The organism is Janthinobacterium sp. 35, from assembly GCF_002754575.1.
Lineage (GTDB): Bacteria > Pseudomonadota > Gammaproteobacteria > Burkholderiales > Burkholderiaceae_D > Janthinobacterium > Janthinobacterium tructae.
The window spans coordinates 2,034,217-2,049,915 of sequence record NZ_PEFN01000001.1 but is presented as its reverse complement, the minus strand read 5'-3'; the positions used below and the strand labels follow the sequence as shown (position 1 = coordinate 2,049,915).

Annotated in this window: 13 protein-coding genes; 11 read left to right on the top strand and 2 right to left on the bottom strand. The window is 62.6% G+C overall.

Annotated elements, in window-relative coordinates; genetic code table 11:
- Positions 1-11 precede the first annotated feature (11 nt).
- Together CLU93_RS09170 and CLU93_RS09165 are read left to right on the top strand one after the other, a co-directional pair.
- Positions 12-1,742, top strand: coding sequence for a tetratricopeptide repeat-containing response regulator (locus tag CLU93_RS09170; RefSeq protein ID WP_099760841.1), 1,731 nt, complete (start codon positions 12-14; stop codon positions 1,740-1,742).
- A 64-nt stretch (positions 1,743-1,806) separates the two neighbouring features.
- The gene (locus tag CLU93_RS09165; RefSeq protein ID WP_010394693.1) at positions 1,807-2,022 is read left to right on the top strand and encodes a hypothetical protein; all 216 of its coding nucleotides are present in this window, start codon (positions 1,807-1,809) and stop codon (positions 2,020-2,022) included.
- A 20-nt stretch (positions 2,023-2,042) separates the two neighbouring features.
- On the opposite strand, the gene CLU93_RS09160 is transcribed toward CLU93_RS09165, so the two are convergent.
- The gene (locus tag CLU93_RS09160) at positions 2,043-2,771 is read right to left on the bottom strand and encodes a PhaM family polyhydroxyalkanoate granule multifunctional regulatory protein (RefSeq protein ID WP_099760840.1); all 729 of its coding nucleotides are present in this window, start codon (positions 2,769-2,771) and stop codon (positions 2,043-2,045) included.
- Positions 2,772-2,920: 149 nt separating this feature from the next.
- Here CLU93_RS09160 and CLU93_RS09155 point away from each other — a divergent pair, with 149 nt between their 5' ends.
- The 8 genes from CLU93_RS09155 (at position 2,921) to CLU93_RS09120 (ending at position 12,492) form a co-directional block, all read left to right on the top strand.
- Positions 2,921-4,039 (top strand): DUF3108 domain-containing protein, encoded by a 1,119-nt coding sequence (locus CLU93_RS09155; RefSeq protein ID WP_257224918.1) that lies wholly within the window; start codon positions 2,921-2,923, stop codon positions 4,037-4,039.
- Positions 4,040-4,801, top strand: a complete 762-nt coding sequence (locus tag CLU93_RS09150) for a DUF3108 domain-containing protein (RefSeq protein WP_099760839.1) — start codon at positions 4,040-4,042, stop codon at positions 4,799-4,801.
- Between the two features lie 245 nt (positions 4,802-5,046).
- The gene (locus tag CLU93_RS09145) at positions 5,047-6,429 is read left to right on the top strand and encodes a hypothetical protein (protein WP_257224917.1); all 1,383 of its coding nucleotides are present in this window, start codon (positions 5,047-5,049) and stop codon (positions 6,427-6,429) included.
- Positions 6,422-7,165, top strand: a complete 744-nt coding sequence (locus CLU93_RS09140) for a hypothetical protein (RefSeq protein ID WP_099760837.1) — start codon at positions 6,422-6,424, stop codon at positions 7,163-7,165. The genes CLU93_RS09145 and CLU93_RS09140 overlap by 8 nt, the downstream gene beginning before the upstream one ends.
- A gap of 8 nt (positions 7,166-7,173) precedes the next feature.
- Entirely contained in the window at positions 7,174-10,005 is a 2,832-nt protein-coding gene (locus CLU93_RS09135) for an ATP-binding protein (RefSeq protein WP_099760836.1), read from the top strand.
- Positions 10,005-11,012, top strand: coding sequence for a DUF4424 family protein (locus tag CLU93_RS09130; protein ID WP_099760835.1), 1,008 nt, complete (start codon positions 10,005-10,007; stop codon positions 11,010-11,012). Before CLU93_RS09135 ends, CLU93_RS09130 begins: the two co-directional genes overlap by 1 nt.
- A 4-nt stretch (positions 11,013-11,016) precedes the next feature.
- Entirely contained in the window at positions 11,017-11,595 is a 579-nt protein-coding gene (locus CLU93_RS09125) for a nucleotidyltransferase family protein (protein WP_306594704.1), read from the top strand.
- An 87-nt stretch (positions 11,596-11,682) separates the two neighbouring features.
- Positions 11,683-12,492, top strand: coding sequence for a hypothetical protein (locus CLU93_RS09120; RefSeq protein WP_099760834.1), 810 nt, complete (start codon positions 11,683-11,685; stop codon positions 12,490-12,492).
- A gap of 1 nt (position 12,493) precedes the next feature.
- On the opposite strand, the gene CLU93_RS09115 is transcribed toward CLU93_RS09120, so the two are convergent.
- Positions 12,494-13,012 (bottom strand): hypothetical protein, encoded by a 519-nt coding sequence (locus CLU93_RS09115; protein WP_099760833.1) that lies wholly within the window; start codon positions 13,010-13,012, stop codon positions 12,494-12,496.
- A 189-nt stretch (positions 13,013-13,201) separates the two neighbouring features.
- Between CLU93_RS09115 and CLU93_RS09110 the strand changes: the two genes are divergently transcribed.
- A complete protein-coding gene (locus CLU93_RS09110; RefSeq protein WP_180287829.1) occupies positions 13,202-15,697 on the top strand; it encodes an alpha/beta hydrolase family protein in 2,496 nt (831 codons plus the stop codon).
- Positions 15,698-15,699 lie beyond the last annotated feature (2 nt).

Below are 15,699 nucleotides of genomic sequence, written 5' to 3'. Positions count from 1 at the left end.
ACGAGGAATTCATGACGACAGAGAGCCACGCCACCGCCGCCGAAGCGGGCAGCACCGACTGGGCCGACAAGCATTATCTGCTGGTCGACGACTTCATCGGCATTCGCATCCTGCTGCGCGAATCCTTGCGCAACCTGGGCGCGCGCCATATCGACCAGGCGGCCAGCGGCGGCGAAGCCATGAAGCTGCTGGCCAAGACGCGCTATGACGTGGTGCTGTGCGATTACAACCTGGGTGAAGGCAAGAATGGCCAGCAAGTGCTGGAAGAGACGCGCGTGCGCAACCTGACGGCGCCGTCGAGCGTGTGGCTGATGGTGTCGGCCGAGAAAAGCGTGGAATCGGTGATGGGCGCGGCCGAGCACCAGCCCGACGCCTACCTGATCAAACCCATCACGGAAGGCGTGCTGCTGACGCGGCTGAACCGCGTGTGGCACAAGAAGCAGGTGTTTCGCGAAATCGACCAGGCCTGCATGGAAAAGGATTATTTGCGCGCCGCCAGATTATGCGACGCGCAGATCGAGCTCAACAAGCTGCACGCGCTGGAATTGCTGCGCATGAAGGCCAGTTTGCTGCTGAAAAGTGGCGAGCCGGAAAAGGCCCGCGCCGTGTACGAAAAAGTGCTGGCCGAGCGCGATTACAGCTGGGCCAAGGCGGGTCTGGGCAAGATCCGCATGAATAACGGCGAGCACGAGGCGGCGCGGCAAATCTTCCAGGGCGTGATCGTCGAAAACAAGTATTACATCGATGCCTATGATCAGATGGCCGTCGCTTACCAGCTGATGGGCCAGCACGAGGAAGCGTGCGGCGTGCTGGAAAAGGCGGCGCGCCTGTCGCCCAATTCGGTGCCGCGCCAGCGCAATCTGGGGCTGGCCGCCTTGAAAGTCGGCAATGTCAGCATGGCGGAAAAGGCTTTTCGCAAGTGTATTTCCATCGGTGAATTTTCCGTCATGAAGACGCCGGACGCCTACCTGGGCCTGGCGCGCGTGTGCGGCCTGAAGAAGGATGCCAAGGAGGCGCTGCAATGGCTGCTGCTGGCGCAGCGTGAATTCCCGCCCGAGCAAATTGGTTTGCGCGCGAAGATCACGGAAGGCATGGTGCACCACGAAACGGGCGATTACCGGCGCGCGCGCAAGTGCGGCGACGAACTCGAAGCCATGCTGCTGGAAGACCCGGCGCGGCCCGAAAAAAGTATCTGCATGGAACTGGCGACCCTGCTGTTCGCCGTCGGCGTCAAGGATGCGCCGGCCGGCCTGCTGTGCTACGTGGTGAAGAACAACCACGATAACCAGGTGGTACAGGACGAGGTGCAAAAGATCTTCGACAAGGCCAAGATGGGCGACGAAGGCACCAGCCTGATCATCGCTGCGCGCAAGGAAGCGTCGGACTTGATGAACAAGGGCGTGCTGCTGTGGAAGACGGACAAGCTCAACGAGGCGGTCGCCTGGATGCGCGCGGCACGCGAAAAACTGCCGAACAACCTGCGCATCCTGTTCAATTCCGCGCAAATCATCGTGTCGTTCCTGGAGCAACGCGGTTACCAGGCGGAATTGGCGGCCGAAGCCATGGAAGTGTTGTTGTATGTAGACAAAATCGCACCGGGACAGCAGCGCTTTGCGCAATTGATGGAGCAACTGGTGCAGCTGACGCCGCCGCCCGGGCCGGAACAGGCCGTCGAAGTGCCGGAAAAAACGCCGCCGGCGCCGGAAAAAGGGGGAAAATCCGTGCGCGAGCGTGCCGGATGATAAACTAGGGGCCAGCGTGGGTTCGCCCGTGCTTGAGTTGCTTTACAACAATAAGGAAGAAACTATGCGTGATGTGGTCAATGAAGTGTACAAAAAAATGAAGGTCGGCAGTATTGCCTGGGTACGCCCGGTCGCCGCCAAGGGAGACACGCTGGAAACATTCCAGTCTTCGTACGAGCACGCCAAGGCGCTGGCCGACGAAGGCCTGATCACGATCGGTGACGTAAAACGCCAGGCCGACAACATGATCGAGGCGATCCGCATTCATCGTATCGCCTGATCATATCGCCGGCTTGCGTATCAGGCCTTGCCTGGTGCTTTAGCCTTGGGCGCTGCGCGTTTCGCGGGCGCCTTGCGCAGCGGGGCCTTGGCCTTGGCTGCCGTGCCTGCTTCTGCAGGCTTGGCGGATTTGCTGGCCGCTGGCTTGGCCTTGGCGCCAGCGCCAAAACTGGCCGCTGCCGCACTGGCAGCGTCGGGCGACATCGCCGTCGACACCGCCTGCTTGAACTGATCTTGTAACAAATTCCACCAAGCACTTGGATTGGCCAACTGGGCTGCTGCCTGGTTGCCGGCATCGTCGGTCGCCGCCGCAGCCGGTTCCGGCGCGGGCGCAGGTGCGGGCGCCGGTTTCGGTGCAGGCGCTGGCGCCGCAGGTGCAGGTGCAGCTTGCTGGAAAAACGCGGAAGCGTAGGGCACCGATTCAAAGACGGTTTTCTCGCTGGCGCCTGGCTGGGTGATGGCCGCCGCCAGCGAAGCACCCATCGATTTCAGCGTGGCGATGGTGCCGCGCTGTACTTCCAGCGCCTGGATACTGCCGCGCAGCATGCTGGTATTGAGGTTCAGCCATGCTTCGACGGCTTTCAGGTCGCTGATTTTCTTGTCCAGTTCTTCCACCGACATGGTGGGCGCCGTGATGCCGGGCATGCCCATGCCGGGCACGCTCATGCTGCCCCACAGGTTCTTGACGAAGTCGAGGGTATCGGTCACAACTGCTGCGCCCGGTATTTGGGGCATTTGCGGATTTGCCATGCGAAATCTCCTGGTAGGTGGATGCCCCTAGCGTAGCAGATATCAGCTTGCAACTGACGCAACGCTGCCAACATTTTCTTACATAAAACATCAGGAGTTGAGCGCGGGCAAGAAGCGGAAAGTGGGGTGGAAGCGTTACACTACGGCCTATGATGCCCGACTCCTTCTTTTCGCCACCGCGCCGCCGTACCGTCATCTTTGTCGCGGTCATCGGCGCACTGCATTACGTGGCGTTGGCATGGCTCACCTCGCATGCCCGCATGGTGCCGCTGGGACAGAATCATGCGCAGATGGTCAGCATGGCCTTGATCGCCGAGCCGCCCAGGCCATTGCCAGTGGTGCCACCACCGCCGCCGCCCGAGTTCCCCATGCCCAAGCTCAGGCCGCCGCCACCGCCGCCGCCGACGGAACTGGCGTCGAGCGACACGCCCCAGTGGACGGCGCCCGCCAGCGAGGTGCCGCAAGGCCCCGCCACGACCGAGCCGGCCATAGTGGCTGCCCCGGCCATCACGGCGCCTGCGCCCGCCGTGGCGGCCGCGCCCGCGCCAGCTGCCGCGCCGCCACCACCGGCCGTCGAGCAGGCACGGCACTACAAGACGAATGTGCCTGCCTCGGCCCAGTTCGACTTGCATGTGGACAGGCGCGATGCCGACGGTACCAAGTGGCAGGGCGTGGCCGCCATGGCGTGGGACAACAAAGGCGACACGTATCAGCTGAAGCTGGAAGTGGGCTTGAGCATGCTGATCACACGTATCAACCTGCTGGTGCTGACCAGCGAGGGGGTGATCGATGCCAGCGGCATCGTACCCGTCACGGCCACGGAAAAACGCAAGGGCCGCGCGCAAACGGCCACGCATTTCAAGCGCGACGCCAAGGCCATCACGTTTTCGGCCACGACGGCCACGGCGCCATGGCAGGAGGGGGCGCAGGACAAGGCCACGGTGCCGTTCCAGCTGGCCGCCATCGGCCGCGCCGACGTCAACCAGCTGGCCGGCAATATCGACATCCTCGTCGGCGAGGAAAAGGAAGCGACCGTGTTCCGCTTCCAGCTGGTGGGCGAGGAAGAGCTCGATACCAACATGGGCCGTCTGGTGACCTGGCATCTGCGCCGGCCACCGAAGCCCGGCACGTATTCGTCGCAGCTCGATATCTGGCTGGCGCCGTCCATGCAATGGTATCCGGTACAAATACGCAATACCGAGGCGAGCGGGGCGCTGACCACGCAAACCGTGACCCAAATTCGCGTCAATGACGCTACAGGAAAATAAATGATGACTTTGACTACTTTAAAACGCGTGGTGCTGGCCAGCTTGCTGGCCGCCACCCTGACTCCCGCCATGGCCGACGCGCCCGTGGAGCATCCCGTCATCAAGCGCCCCTACAAGCTGGCGCCATCGGCAGACCTCGTCTATTCGATCAAGGCCAAACAGCGCGGCATCGGACTGTCCGGCGAATCGGTCAGCAACTGGCGCGTGGGTGATGGCAAGTATTCGCTGCTGGCCGAAACCAAGGCTGCCCTGTTCGGCAAGATCCTGGAACAGCGCAGCGAAGGTACGGTCGACGATTTCGGCCTGGCGCCTTCTCAATTCGTGGAAAAACGCTTCCGCAAGGAAGCGGCCACCACCACGTTCAAGCGCGACAGCAAGACCATCGTCTTCAGCGAGGGCGATGACAGCTATCCGCTGAAAGGCGGCGAACAGGACCGCAACAGTACCGTCTGGCAACTGGTCAGCGTGGCGCGCGCCACGCCCGAGAAATTCACGCCCGGTTCGGAATGGAGCTTCTTCGTGGCCGGTCGCCACGATGCCGAGCCGTGGACCTTCAAGGTCGTCAAGCAGGAAACCGTCGCCACCGGCCAGGGTTTGGTGGAGGCCGTGCACCTGGTCAAGGCGCCGCCGCCGGACAAGAAGGGCCAGCAAGTGGACCTGTGGCTGGCGCCGTCGCTGGAATGGTATCCCGTGAAGGTGACGTTCGCCGATGAAGACGGCGATTACGTCGAGCAAACCTTGCAAAAGATCGTCAAGAAGTAAGCGCTTGCTAATGGTTTTTGCATCAAGTTGCCAACCCGGATGCAAAAACTGGGGTCGGACCCTCAGGGTCCGACCCCGGCCCTTCGCCTTTGGGGACGTCGTCAATGCAACACTCGGCAGACTGACGGCCCGTTCGCCCCCTCCCACGCGCTAAATTGCATGTCAGAACTGATATACTGACGCCCCCGCCCCGCAGCGCTGCGTTAGCCCGCTGCGCCGCCCGCTGAACACTCATCCGGAAAAGAATGATTGATATAATGGCAAGTGCAGCCGTGGCTACGGATGCACATCAGACAGAGCAAGAGCATCACGATTCCTTGCAGGCGCATTTCCAGCCCAATATTTCGGCCGATGAAATTGAGCAAGTTTTTCACTTGAAGCGGGCGCAGCCTTTGCTGCAAGTGTTTACGGCCCTGTTCCATGGCGGTTTTGATGGCGTGCTGGTGCGTCTGCTGGTGTTGCGCGAGCTGGCGTCCGATGCGGCCACGTCCGCCTATACGCGCGCCGATATCAACACCAAGCTGGCCTATTTATTGCCGGAAAGCCTGGAAACGGTTTTGCTGCGCCTGCGCTCGAACCAGTTGCTGGCCTGGGATGCGCAGCAGGGCGTGTACCGCGTCACGCCCATGGCGCGCAACGTGCTGTCCGCCATCGACAGCCTGCTGGGTCTGGGCCAGACGGAAGACGAAGCGGAAATGGGCTTTTTGCTGTCGCAGGTGGCCGGTGCGCAAGCCGTGGGCGGCGTGTCCGTTGAACAACTCCAACATTTGCTGGGGCGCCTGGTGGACTTGACGGAAGAATTTTCCGACGCGATTGCCTCCGGTTCCGAATTCCGGCTGCGCACGGCGCAGGCGAAGTGGAACATGGCGTGCGATTGGGTGGAAAAGGGTTCCGAGATTCTCGTGGCCATCACTTCCGATGAAAACGCGGACAGCGCCACGCACAAGGCGGCGCAGGCGATCGGCCGCGCGCAAAGTAAATTGTTGAACATGCAAGGCATGTTTTCGCGCGCGCTGAACCAGATCGAGCGCCAGCGCGTGCACCTGGGCCAGTCGGGCCTGTCGACCACGGACATCAAGCGCTGGCTCTTGCTGCATGACGACCTGGCCAGCCTGGCCGAGGGCGCCATCGACCAGCCTGTCGTGCCCCTGTTCAGCACGCCTGCCGAGATGATCGACGTGGCCGAAACGGAACTGCTGTCCGAACGGGTGGCAGGTGTCATCAACACGGGCCTGCCCAGCGGAGAGGACGCGCCCACCACCATCAGCGACGGTCCCGCCATGCAGCTTGAACTCGATGACTTGCTCGAACGCCTGTCGAACTTTGCCAGCCTGGGCAATTTCCCCAGCATCGGCGAAGAAGGGCCGAAATCGGTGCCCGTGCAGGATTCGCTGCTGCCGGCCAGCTTTGCCGTAGCCTCGTACCGCGCCTCGATGCTGCCGCTGCTCGGTGACGTGTCCGAAGCGAGCTTGCAAGGCTCGACGGCCGAACTGGCCCGTTTGCCGATCACCTTTACACCGACCGACGAGATGGTCCAACTGACCGACCCCCACGTGGCGGCCATGTCGATCGCCTCGCTTTCACTGAATGTTTCACTTGATTTAGATAGCGGCACTGCCGATGAATGACGATTCCCAAATCCTGATTGCGCGCCTGCTCACGCATCAAACCCTGCGCCGCGACGACAAGCTCGTCAAGCGCGTGCTGTCCGACGAGCTGTTCCGCGCCGAAATCGATGCGCGCCTGCTGGCCTGCGGCTTGAAACTGCTCGACAACGTGTATGCCGACCACGTGACTTTGGCCCTGACGCGCACCATTGAACCGAAGATCTTCGGCGCGCGCGACGTGTGGCAAAACAATAATTTCGGTTTGGCGCGCGATGGCGTGGCCTTGCTGGTGGTGCTGTGGGCGCAGATCATCCTGCCCAAGCGCGAACGCCAGGAAACACACCAGCACGCGGACGATGACCAGAACGATATGTTTGGCACGGAAAAGCCGCTGCCGCGCGCGGAAGACGCCTCGATCGGTATTTCCTACAAGGCCCTGCTGTCGGACTTCGGTGACAAGCTGGGCAAGAAAACGCGCATGGACATGAACCTGGGCACGCTGGCCAAGCTGGGCTTCATCGAGCGGCGTGGCGACTTCATCCTGGAAGGTCCGCTGCTGGATCTGATGATGGACACCGACGTCCTGAAAGAGCGCATCATCAACGGCGCCCTGGCCGACGTGTTCAAGCGGGCGCCCGCGCGCCTGATGGCTGTCGATCCTGACGCCGACCTGGCAGACGAGCTGTCCGCCGAGATCGGCGACTTGCCCGACGCCGGCGATGCCGGTGACGCCGATTCGTCCGACCTCCCTCACTGAAAGCGCCCATGTTTCATATCAAATCACTTGAACTGGTGCACTGGGATTACTGGCAGCGCATCAAGAATATTCCGCTCGACGCGAAGATCATCACCATCGCGGGGCAGAACGGTTCGGGCAAGACCACCTTGCTCGACGCCTTGCGCACCCTGTTTGGCCTCGACTGCTCGATGGGGCGCACGTATAAACACTATGCGCGCCATTCGGGCCAGCAGACGGCCTGGCTGCGCGCCGTGGTCGACAACAAGAACGTGGGCAAGCAACTGTCGAACCGCCCGTTCCGCAGCTCCGGCTTCTTCAGCGACGATGAAGTGACCCTGTTTTGCCAGATCCAGAAAAATGGTGGCGACTGGAAGCGTCAGTATCTGATGCGTCCAGGCAATGTGCAGATCGAGGACATCACGGACGCCAACGACTGGCTGGGCGTGGAAAACTACCGCAAGCGCCTGGCCAATGCTGGCCTGTCGCCCGCCATGTCGAAAGTGCTGGCGCTGGAGCAGGGCGAGACGGACAAATTGTGCGAATACGCGCCGCGCCAGCTGCTCGACCTGGTGTTCCAGGTGTTCGGCGACAAGGAAGTGCTGGATGCCTACGACGAAGCCAAGCGCCACCAGCGCGATACGGAAGTGGAGCTGAAACGCTTCGAGACGGAACTGGAAGCGTCGAAGACCAACCTGGAAGGCTTGCGCCTGCGCGTCGCCAATTACCACCAGTGGGAAGGGCTGCATAAAGAGCGCCGCAACCTGCTGGAAGAAGTGCTGCCCAGCCTGCAATACCACGAGGCGCGCGAAAAGGCGGCTCAGGCCAGCCGCCAATTGCGCGATGCGCGCAAACCGATGGCGCAGGCGGACCAGCAGCTGACCGATAAACGCAATGCGCTGGCGGCGCAAGCGAAGGCCCTGTCCGACGCGCAGATGAACGAAACTTTGCTGGAACAGGAATCGATCGGCTTGCAGAGCCGCTTGTCCCTGATCAATAGCAAGCTGAAACCGCTGGACAGCCTGCTGGAGCAGAAGGACCGTTTGCACAAGCTGGCAGCCGACTCGGGCAGCGACATCGCCGAAGTGACGGCCCAGCTGGAACAGAAGGAAGCGCAATTGCTGCAGCAGCGCCAGCAGCGCGACGCCCTGTCGGCGCGCATCGCGGGCGAGCAGGCGACGATTGCCGCGCTGCAAGGCAAGACGGCCATGCCGGAGCCGGACAATGTGCGCGGCATGCGCCGCGCGCTGCGCGACGCGGGGATTTCCCACGCGATGCTGTCGGACATCGTCGAAGTGACGGACAGCCGCTGGCAGGGCGCCGTCGAAGGTATATTGGGCGGTTACGCTTCGGTGGTCTTGCTCGATAAAGCCAAGGATGCGGCTGCCGCCTACCGTTTGGCCGAGAAGGAGCGCTATCGCCACTTCATCGTGCCCGAGCTGGTCACGGCACCTGTCGCCAAGGACGAGAGCTTGCTGGCGGTGGTGAAATTTTCCGCGCCCGTGCCGAGCTGGCTGATCGAGCAGCTGTCGCGCATTGCGCGTGTCGATTCCGTCGAAGCGGGTTTCAAATTGGGCAACCACGAAGAGTGGATCACGCCCGAGGCGTATCACCGCGAACGCCGCGGCGGGCGCTCGCTGTTCGTGGAAGCGTCGCGCTACCGCTTCGGCCAGGCCGGCCGCAGCGGCCGCCTGGAAGCGCTGCTGCGTTCCTTGCCTGGCCTGGAAGGACAGGAAGATACGTTGACCCTGGCGATCTCGAAACTGGCGTTTGAGGTGGGCGCCTTGAAAGCGCGCATCGCCGGCGTCGACGCGGCCAAGGAACTCAGTGCGCGCCAGGAAGAATTTGCCGAAGCGCTGCGCAACTCGAAGCCGCTCAAGGAAGAGCGCCTGGAAGTGGGCGGCCGTCTGGGCGAGCTGCAAAACCTGACGAAGAACGCCACCGTGGCGCGCACGCGTGCCGATACGGTGTGGCAAAACGCGCGCCTGGCGTTGTCCGAAGCGGAAGCCGGTGCGCGCCTCGGCTACAAGAAACAGATCGAACAGCGCGCCGAGCATGCGCGCGCCTTGCTGGCCTTGCGCCATGCATGGCGCCATTTGCCGAAAAGCTGGCGCCGTCCCGCACGCCGCGCGGCGCTCGTGGCCGAGCACCAGAATGCGCACCAGGTCGACTTGCGTGTGGCCAGCCTGCAAAGCAGCCTGGCGCGCGACGACTGGGAACTCGACGCCACCGTCATCGACCAGCATCACCGCCTGTCGGACCAGTTGCATGGCCGCCAGTCGGAAACGGACGAGCGCCGCTACCAGAACAACCGCGCCATCGAAGCGACGGGCAATGCCCGTGGCGCCTACATGGAGCGCTTGCGCTACACCATCAAGACGTACAGCAAGAACATCAAGGAGCTCGGTGAGCTGGCCGGCATCGAAGTCCATGCCGACCCCGTGCGCCTGGAAAACGATGACGTGCAGCTGTCGCAGGCGGGCTTGCACGTGCGTTTCAAATTCGACGGCAAGGGCGTGATCGGCATGAACGATGGCGAAGCGTCGGGCGGCCAGCAAGTGATGAAGTCGCTGGTGCTCTTGATCGGCTTGCTGAAATCGGAAGACGGTTCCGGCGGCTTCGTCTTCATCGACGAACCGTTTGCCCACCTCGATATCCGCAACATTCAATTGGTCGGCGAATTCCTGAAAAATACGCAAGCGCAATACCTGATGACGACGCCATTGACGCACAACACGGATGTCTACGATCCGTCGGAACTGACCTTGATCACCAGCAAAAAGAAAAAGGATAGCCAATGGGCGCAACCGATTTTCGTGCTGCAGCGCCGGGTTGAACCCGTGCCGGGCAAGGTGGCGTGATGATCGTGCGCAAGCTGGTTTCGGCCATCGCCGTGTCGCTGGCCGTGCTGGTGGGGACGGCCGTGGCAAACGACGGCATCGGTTCCGTCAGCGCGGGCGGCATCCTGTTCGGCAAGACCGATGCCGTGGCCATGAAAAAGGAAGTGCTCAGCGTGAGCACGGACTTGATCAAGGTCGAGTACGAATTTCTCAATGAATCGGCCAAGGATGTGGAAGAGACGATCTTCTTCCCCCTGCCCGAATACGCGGCCGGCTACCATGGCTCGCCCACGTATTACGGCCAGCAGCAGCAGTTTACGGTCGACGTGGATGGCAAGCGCAAGGATTATAAAACCACCTTCGTCGCCAAGCTCGATAGCTCGGACGTGACGGCCCGCTTGCGCCAGCTGGGCTTGTCGGACGCGCAAATTGCCTATTTCCCCTCGCACACGCCGTTCGATAGAAAAGTGGCGCCGTTGACGGCCGCGCAGAGCAAGATCATGATCGGCGAAGGCTTGCTGGCCCAGTTGTATGACGAAGAATGGGTACCTGCCTGGACAGTGAAAGTCATCTATCTGTGGCAGCAGAAATTCCCCGCCGGTAAAGTCGTGCGCGTGCGCCATCAATATGCGCCATTCGTCGCGGCCGGCCCCGGTGCGTCCTACCTGGGCGATGGCAATGCCTTTGAAAAGAAATACTGCGGCGACAAGGCCTTTTACAAGACGTGGAACCGCCTGGCGGCCAAGCAGGGCGAAAGCGGCTTCGTCAATGCTGTCTGGGTCTCGTACATTTTGACGACGGGCAACACCTGGAAGAATGGCATCGAAGACTTTACCTTGAACCTGGTCAAGGGCAAGCCTGACGAGCTGGTCAGCCTGTGCTTCCCCGGCACGTTCACCAAGATCAACCCCACCACATTGCAAGTCAAGCTGCGTAACTTCCATCCGAAGCAGGATCTGGATGTGTACTTCGGCAATGTCGAGGGCACGGTCAGCCACGACGGCGTGGCGCCGCAGATACGGCCGTGAGCACGTGAGTGAGCAGCAGGCACTGGCGGCGCGCCTGCGCGCCATCGCCCGCGCCACGCCGTGGTGCATGCAAGCGCTGCACGCCGTGGCGCAGCTGGGCTTGCCCCACTGCTGCATCGGCGCCGGCGCCGTGCGCAACCTGGTGTGGGATGCCTTGCATGCTTACTCACAACCGTCGACATTGAGCGATATCGACGTGGCGTATTTCGATGCGCACGATTTGCTTGCGGAAAGCGAGGTGCAGCTGCGCCAGCGCCTGGCAACCTTGCTGCCCGGCGTGCCGTGGGAGGTATGCAACCAGGCCCGGGTGCACCTGTGGTTCGAGGCTGAGTTCGGCTACGCCGTGCCGCCCTTGCGCTCGCTCGACGACGCCATCGCTACCTGGCCCGAATTTGCCACCTCGGTTGGCATCTGGCTGCGGCCATGCGGCGAGATCGGCATCGTCGCGCCGCATGGCCTCGATGATCTGTTTAACATGGTGGTGCGGCGCAACCCGGCGCGCATCAGCGAAGGTGGCTATGCGCAGCGCCTGGCCAGCAAAAACTATGCGGCGCGCTGGCCGCGCGTCACCATCGTCGTTTAGAAAAATGATAATGTAAAAGCAATTAAATGCACTGTGGAACCAGATTGCTTATAATTGCTAATTATCCAATAGTGCTCTCCTGATCCCATGTCCTTTTTGATTTCTTCGCCGCTGCGCCGTCTCTGCCGCCTGTTCTGCTTTTCCTCCGCCCTCGTGGCGCCCGCCGCCTGGGCCGACAGCTACACCGATTTCCAGGACGCCAGTGCGCGCCTGGAAGCGATGGTGGCCAAGGCGACGCCGCAAAGCGGCTTGCCGCGCCTGGGCGACCCTGGCGTGGCGGCACTGTTTGCCCAGGCCGCCGATGGCACGCGCCTGTTCCAGGCACCCGTGGCCGCGCTGCAAGACATGAACCAGAGCGTGGCCGTGTGCGAGCGGGCGACCAACCTGGGCAAGGCGTATTACACGTTTGGCCTGCAACGGCCGCTGCTGCTGTCCGGCGCCGAGCTGCAGCAGGCGCGCCGGGACCAGGTGACGCAGAATCTGGCCAATTATGGCGATGAAATGGCCGCCCTGTTTGCCTTCGGCGTGCATTGTCATGCGCACTTGATTGGCTTGATGGAAGCTGAGTTCAGCACGCAGCCGGCACAGGACGTGAGCGGTGCCGAGCGCATGCGCGCCCGCGCTTTCAGCAAGGGATCGAGCAGCATGTTTGCGAACGTGGTGCAGTTTGTGCAGGTGCCGTTCTGGAACGTGGCGCAAAAGAAGCGGATGCTGGAAGCGGCGGCGCAGCACGCCACGGCGAACGCCAATCTGATGGCGCCGCCCTTGCGCGAGCGCCTGCTGACCAGCCTGGCCGATGCTGACAAGGATCTCGATCCGGCCCTGGCGCCGGCGCTGGCGACGATACGCCAGGCACTGGCGGTGACGACGTGTACCGGCCTGTGCCAGTACTACTGATTTACTCTGCGGCCTGCAGCGGTTTGTTACGCTGGCGCCAGCGCAGCAAGCCCCACGCATACATGGCGTAGTAGCCGATGACGAGGCCGTAGGCGGCCATGGTCAGTGGGCTTTGGCCGAACGGTGGCGGCGGCACGGGCACGTCCTGGCGCGAGTTCATATAGATTTCCATGCCACGGTACAGCAGGCGGGCGATGAACAGCATCGTGATGGCCAGGCCCAGGTAGCGGTGCTGGGTAAAAAAGAAATCTTTTCCGACTTGCTCGAAGCGCGTCAGCTTCAAGCCCAGCACGCCCAGCCAGCCGCCGGCCAGCGCGGCCGCGCCCAGGCTGGACAGGGGCAGGACCTCGAATTTCGTCGTCGTCGCCAGGAACAGCAGCAGCGCGGGAAACGCGATCGCCACGCTCCAGTGCCGCCACAGCTGCGACTTCTGGCGCGCCACCAGTTTCTTCAGGCGCGAATAAATACGCCAGACCAGCAGCGGGACCAGGAACAGCAGGGCGAGGGTAGTGGTTTCCATGTAGGCAATCGGGTGCGGGTAAAACAGCGATTGTAAGCGAGATGGGGACGGGCGGCGATGCTTGTCAAACGGTAAAAGTTGCTGGTTGACATTTACATGGCATGAACGCACTATGCCTTGTCACAATGCACCGCCATGAGCGGTGCGGTGCGTTCGCTTGTTGTCACCACCTTCATCCACTGGAGTTTCATGTCTACTCGTTTGCCTTTGCTGCCCATCACTGTCGGCCTGTTGGCCTCGTCTTCCCTGGCCATGGCGCAAGATGGTGCTTATCAAGCCCCGCCAGCGCCCCTGCAAGCCATCGTCGATGCGCCGCGCGCGCCGACCCTGAGCCTGAGCCCGAAACGCAACCTGGCTGCCGTGCTGCCCACGCCATCCCTGCCCGGCATTAGCGAAGTGGCGCAGCCGGAACTGAAACTGGCGGGTTTGCGCATCAATCCGCGCACGTATTCGGCCAGCCGCTTCAGCTTCCACACGGGACTGGGTTTACTCGACATCGATACGCAGAAGGAAATCAAGGTCAGCGGCTTGCCCGCGTCGCCCCGCATCGCCGACCTGGCCTGGTCGCCCGACCAGCGCTACCTGGCGTTTACGCATGTCGCTTATGCCGATCCCTCCAAGGGCGTGAAGGAATCGGGCGTGCAATTGTGGCTGCTCGACGTGCAGACGAAAGCGGCGCGCAAGCTGGCCAGCGCGCCCCTGTCGACCGTGTATGGCCGTGGTTTTTCCTGGATGCCCGACAGCAAGACCCTGCTGGTGCAGCTGAAGCCGGCCAAGCTGGGTGGGGCGCCCGTGGCGAGCGGCATCCCGACGGGTCCGTCCGTCCAGGATAGCGTGCCGGGCGGTGGCGTCAAGCAATTGCGCACCTATCCCGACCTGTTGAAGAACGAACAGGATGCGCAGCTGTTCGAACACTACATCACCGTCCAGCTGGCCATGCTGGACGTGGCTGGCAAGCAGCGCCTGGTGGGCCAGCCCGGCCAGTTTTCGCGCGTGTCGGCCTCGCCCGATGGCAAGCACCTGTTGACGACCCGCATCGTGCGTCCGTATTCGTACATCGTGCCGGCGCATGACTTTGCTCACCAGATCGACGTACGTGACCTGAATGGCAAGGTGGAGCACGCGGTGGCGGCCCTGCCGCTGGAGGAAGGGCTGCCGCCTGGCAATGATGCCGTGTCCGCCGGCGTGCGCTCCATCAGCTGGCGGGTCGATGCGCCCGCCACCCTGGTGTGGGCTGAAGCGCAGGACGGCGGCGATCCGGCCAAGGCGGTCGAGATCCGCGACATCGTCTACACGCAGGCAGCACCGTTTACCGACAAGCCGGCCGTGCTGGCCAGGCTGGGCTCGCGCTATGCGGGCGTGGCCTGGGGCCGCGGCGACCTGGCCCTGCTCAGCGAAGCGTGGTACAAGACGCGCGCCGTCAAGCAGTGGAAGATTTCGCCAGATCAACCTTCCACGCAGGCCGACCTCGTGTATGCGGGATCGTTCGAAGACCGCTACAACGATCCGGGCCAGCCCGTCATGCGCGCCGATGCGGCCGGCTTGCCGCGCTTGCTCATCGCCGCCGATGGTTCCATCCTGCTCGACGGCCAGGGCGCCTCGAAGGACGGCGACCGTCCCTTCATCGACCGCCTGAACCTGGCGACGAAACAGAAGCAGCGCCTGTTCCAGAGCGCCGCGCCGTACTATGAAAACGTGGTGGCCGTGCTGGACGAGGACGGCAGCCGTTTGCTGTCGACGCGTGAATCGCCCACCGAGCAGCCGAATTACTATGTGCGCAACCTGAAACAGCAGGGCGCGGCACAATTGACGGCCCTCACGCACTTCCCCCATCCGCTGCCGCAATTGAAGAACGTGCAGAAAGAGCTGATCCGCTACAAGCGCGCCGATGGCGTGGACTTGACGGCCACCCTGATGCTGCCGCCGAACTATGACGTCAAACGCGACGGCCCTTTGCCGACCCTGATGTGGGCGTATCCGCAGGAATTCAAGACGGCCAGCGCCGCCAGCCAGACCAAGGGTTCGCCGTACAAATTCAATGCCGTCAGCTACTGGGGCCCGGCCGCCTTCCTGTCCATGGGCTACGCCGTGCTCGACAATCCATCGTTCCCCATCGTCGGCAATGGCGAGCAGGAGCCGAACGACACCTATCTGCCGCAGCTGGTGGCCGATGCCGAAGCGGCCGTCGATGAAGTGGTGCGCCGTGGCGTGTCCGACCGCAACCGCATCGCCATCGGCGGCCACTCGTATGGCGCCTTCATGACGGGCAATTTGCTGGCGCACACGCGGCTGTTCCGCGCCGGCATCGCCCGCAGCGGCGCCTACAACCGCACCCTGACGCCGTTCGGATTCCAGGCGGAAGAGCGCTCGTTCTGGCAGGCGCCCGCCGTCTACCAGGCCATGTCGCCGTTCAACTATGCGGACAAGATCAAGGATGCGCTGCTGATGATCCATGGCGAGCAGGACAACAACTCGGGCACTTTCCCCATCCAGAGCGAGCGCATGTTCCAGGCCGTCAAGGGACTGGGCGGCACGGCGCGCCTGGTGATGCTGCCGAACGAGAGCCACGGCTACCGCGCGCGCGAATCGATCATGCAGATGCTGTATGAAAGCAACAACTGGCTGGAAAAATATGTGAAGAATGCCCCGCCACCGGCCGCCGACGTCAAGCCGGCAGCGAAATAAGG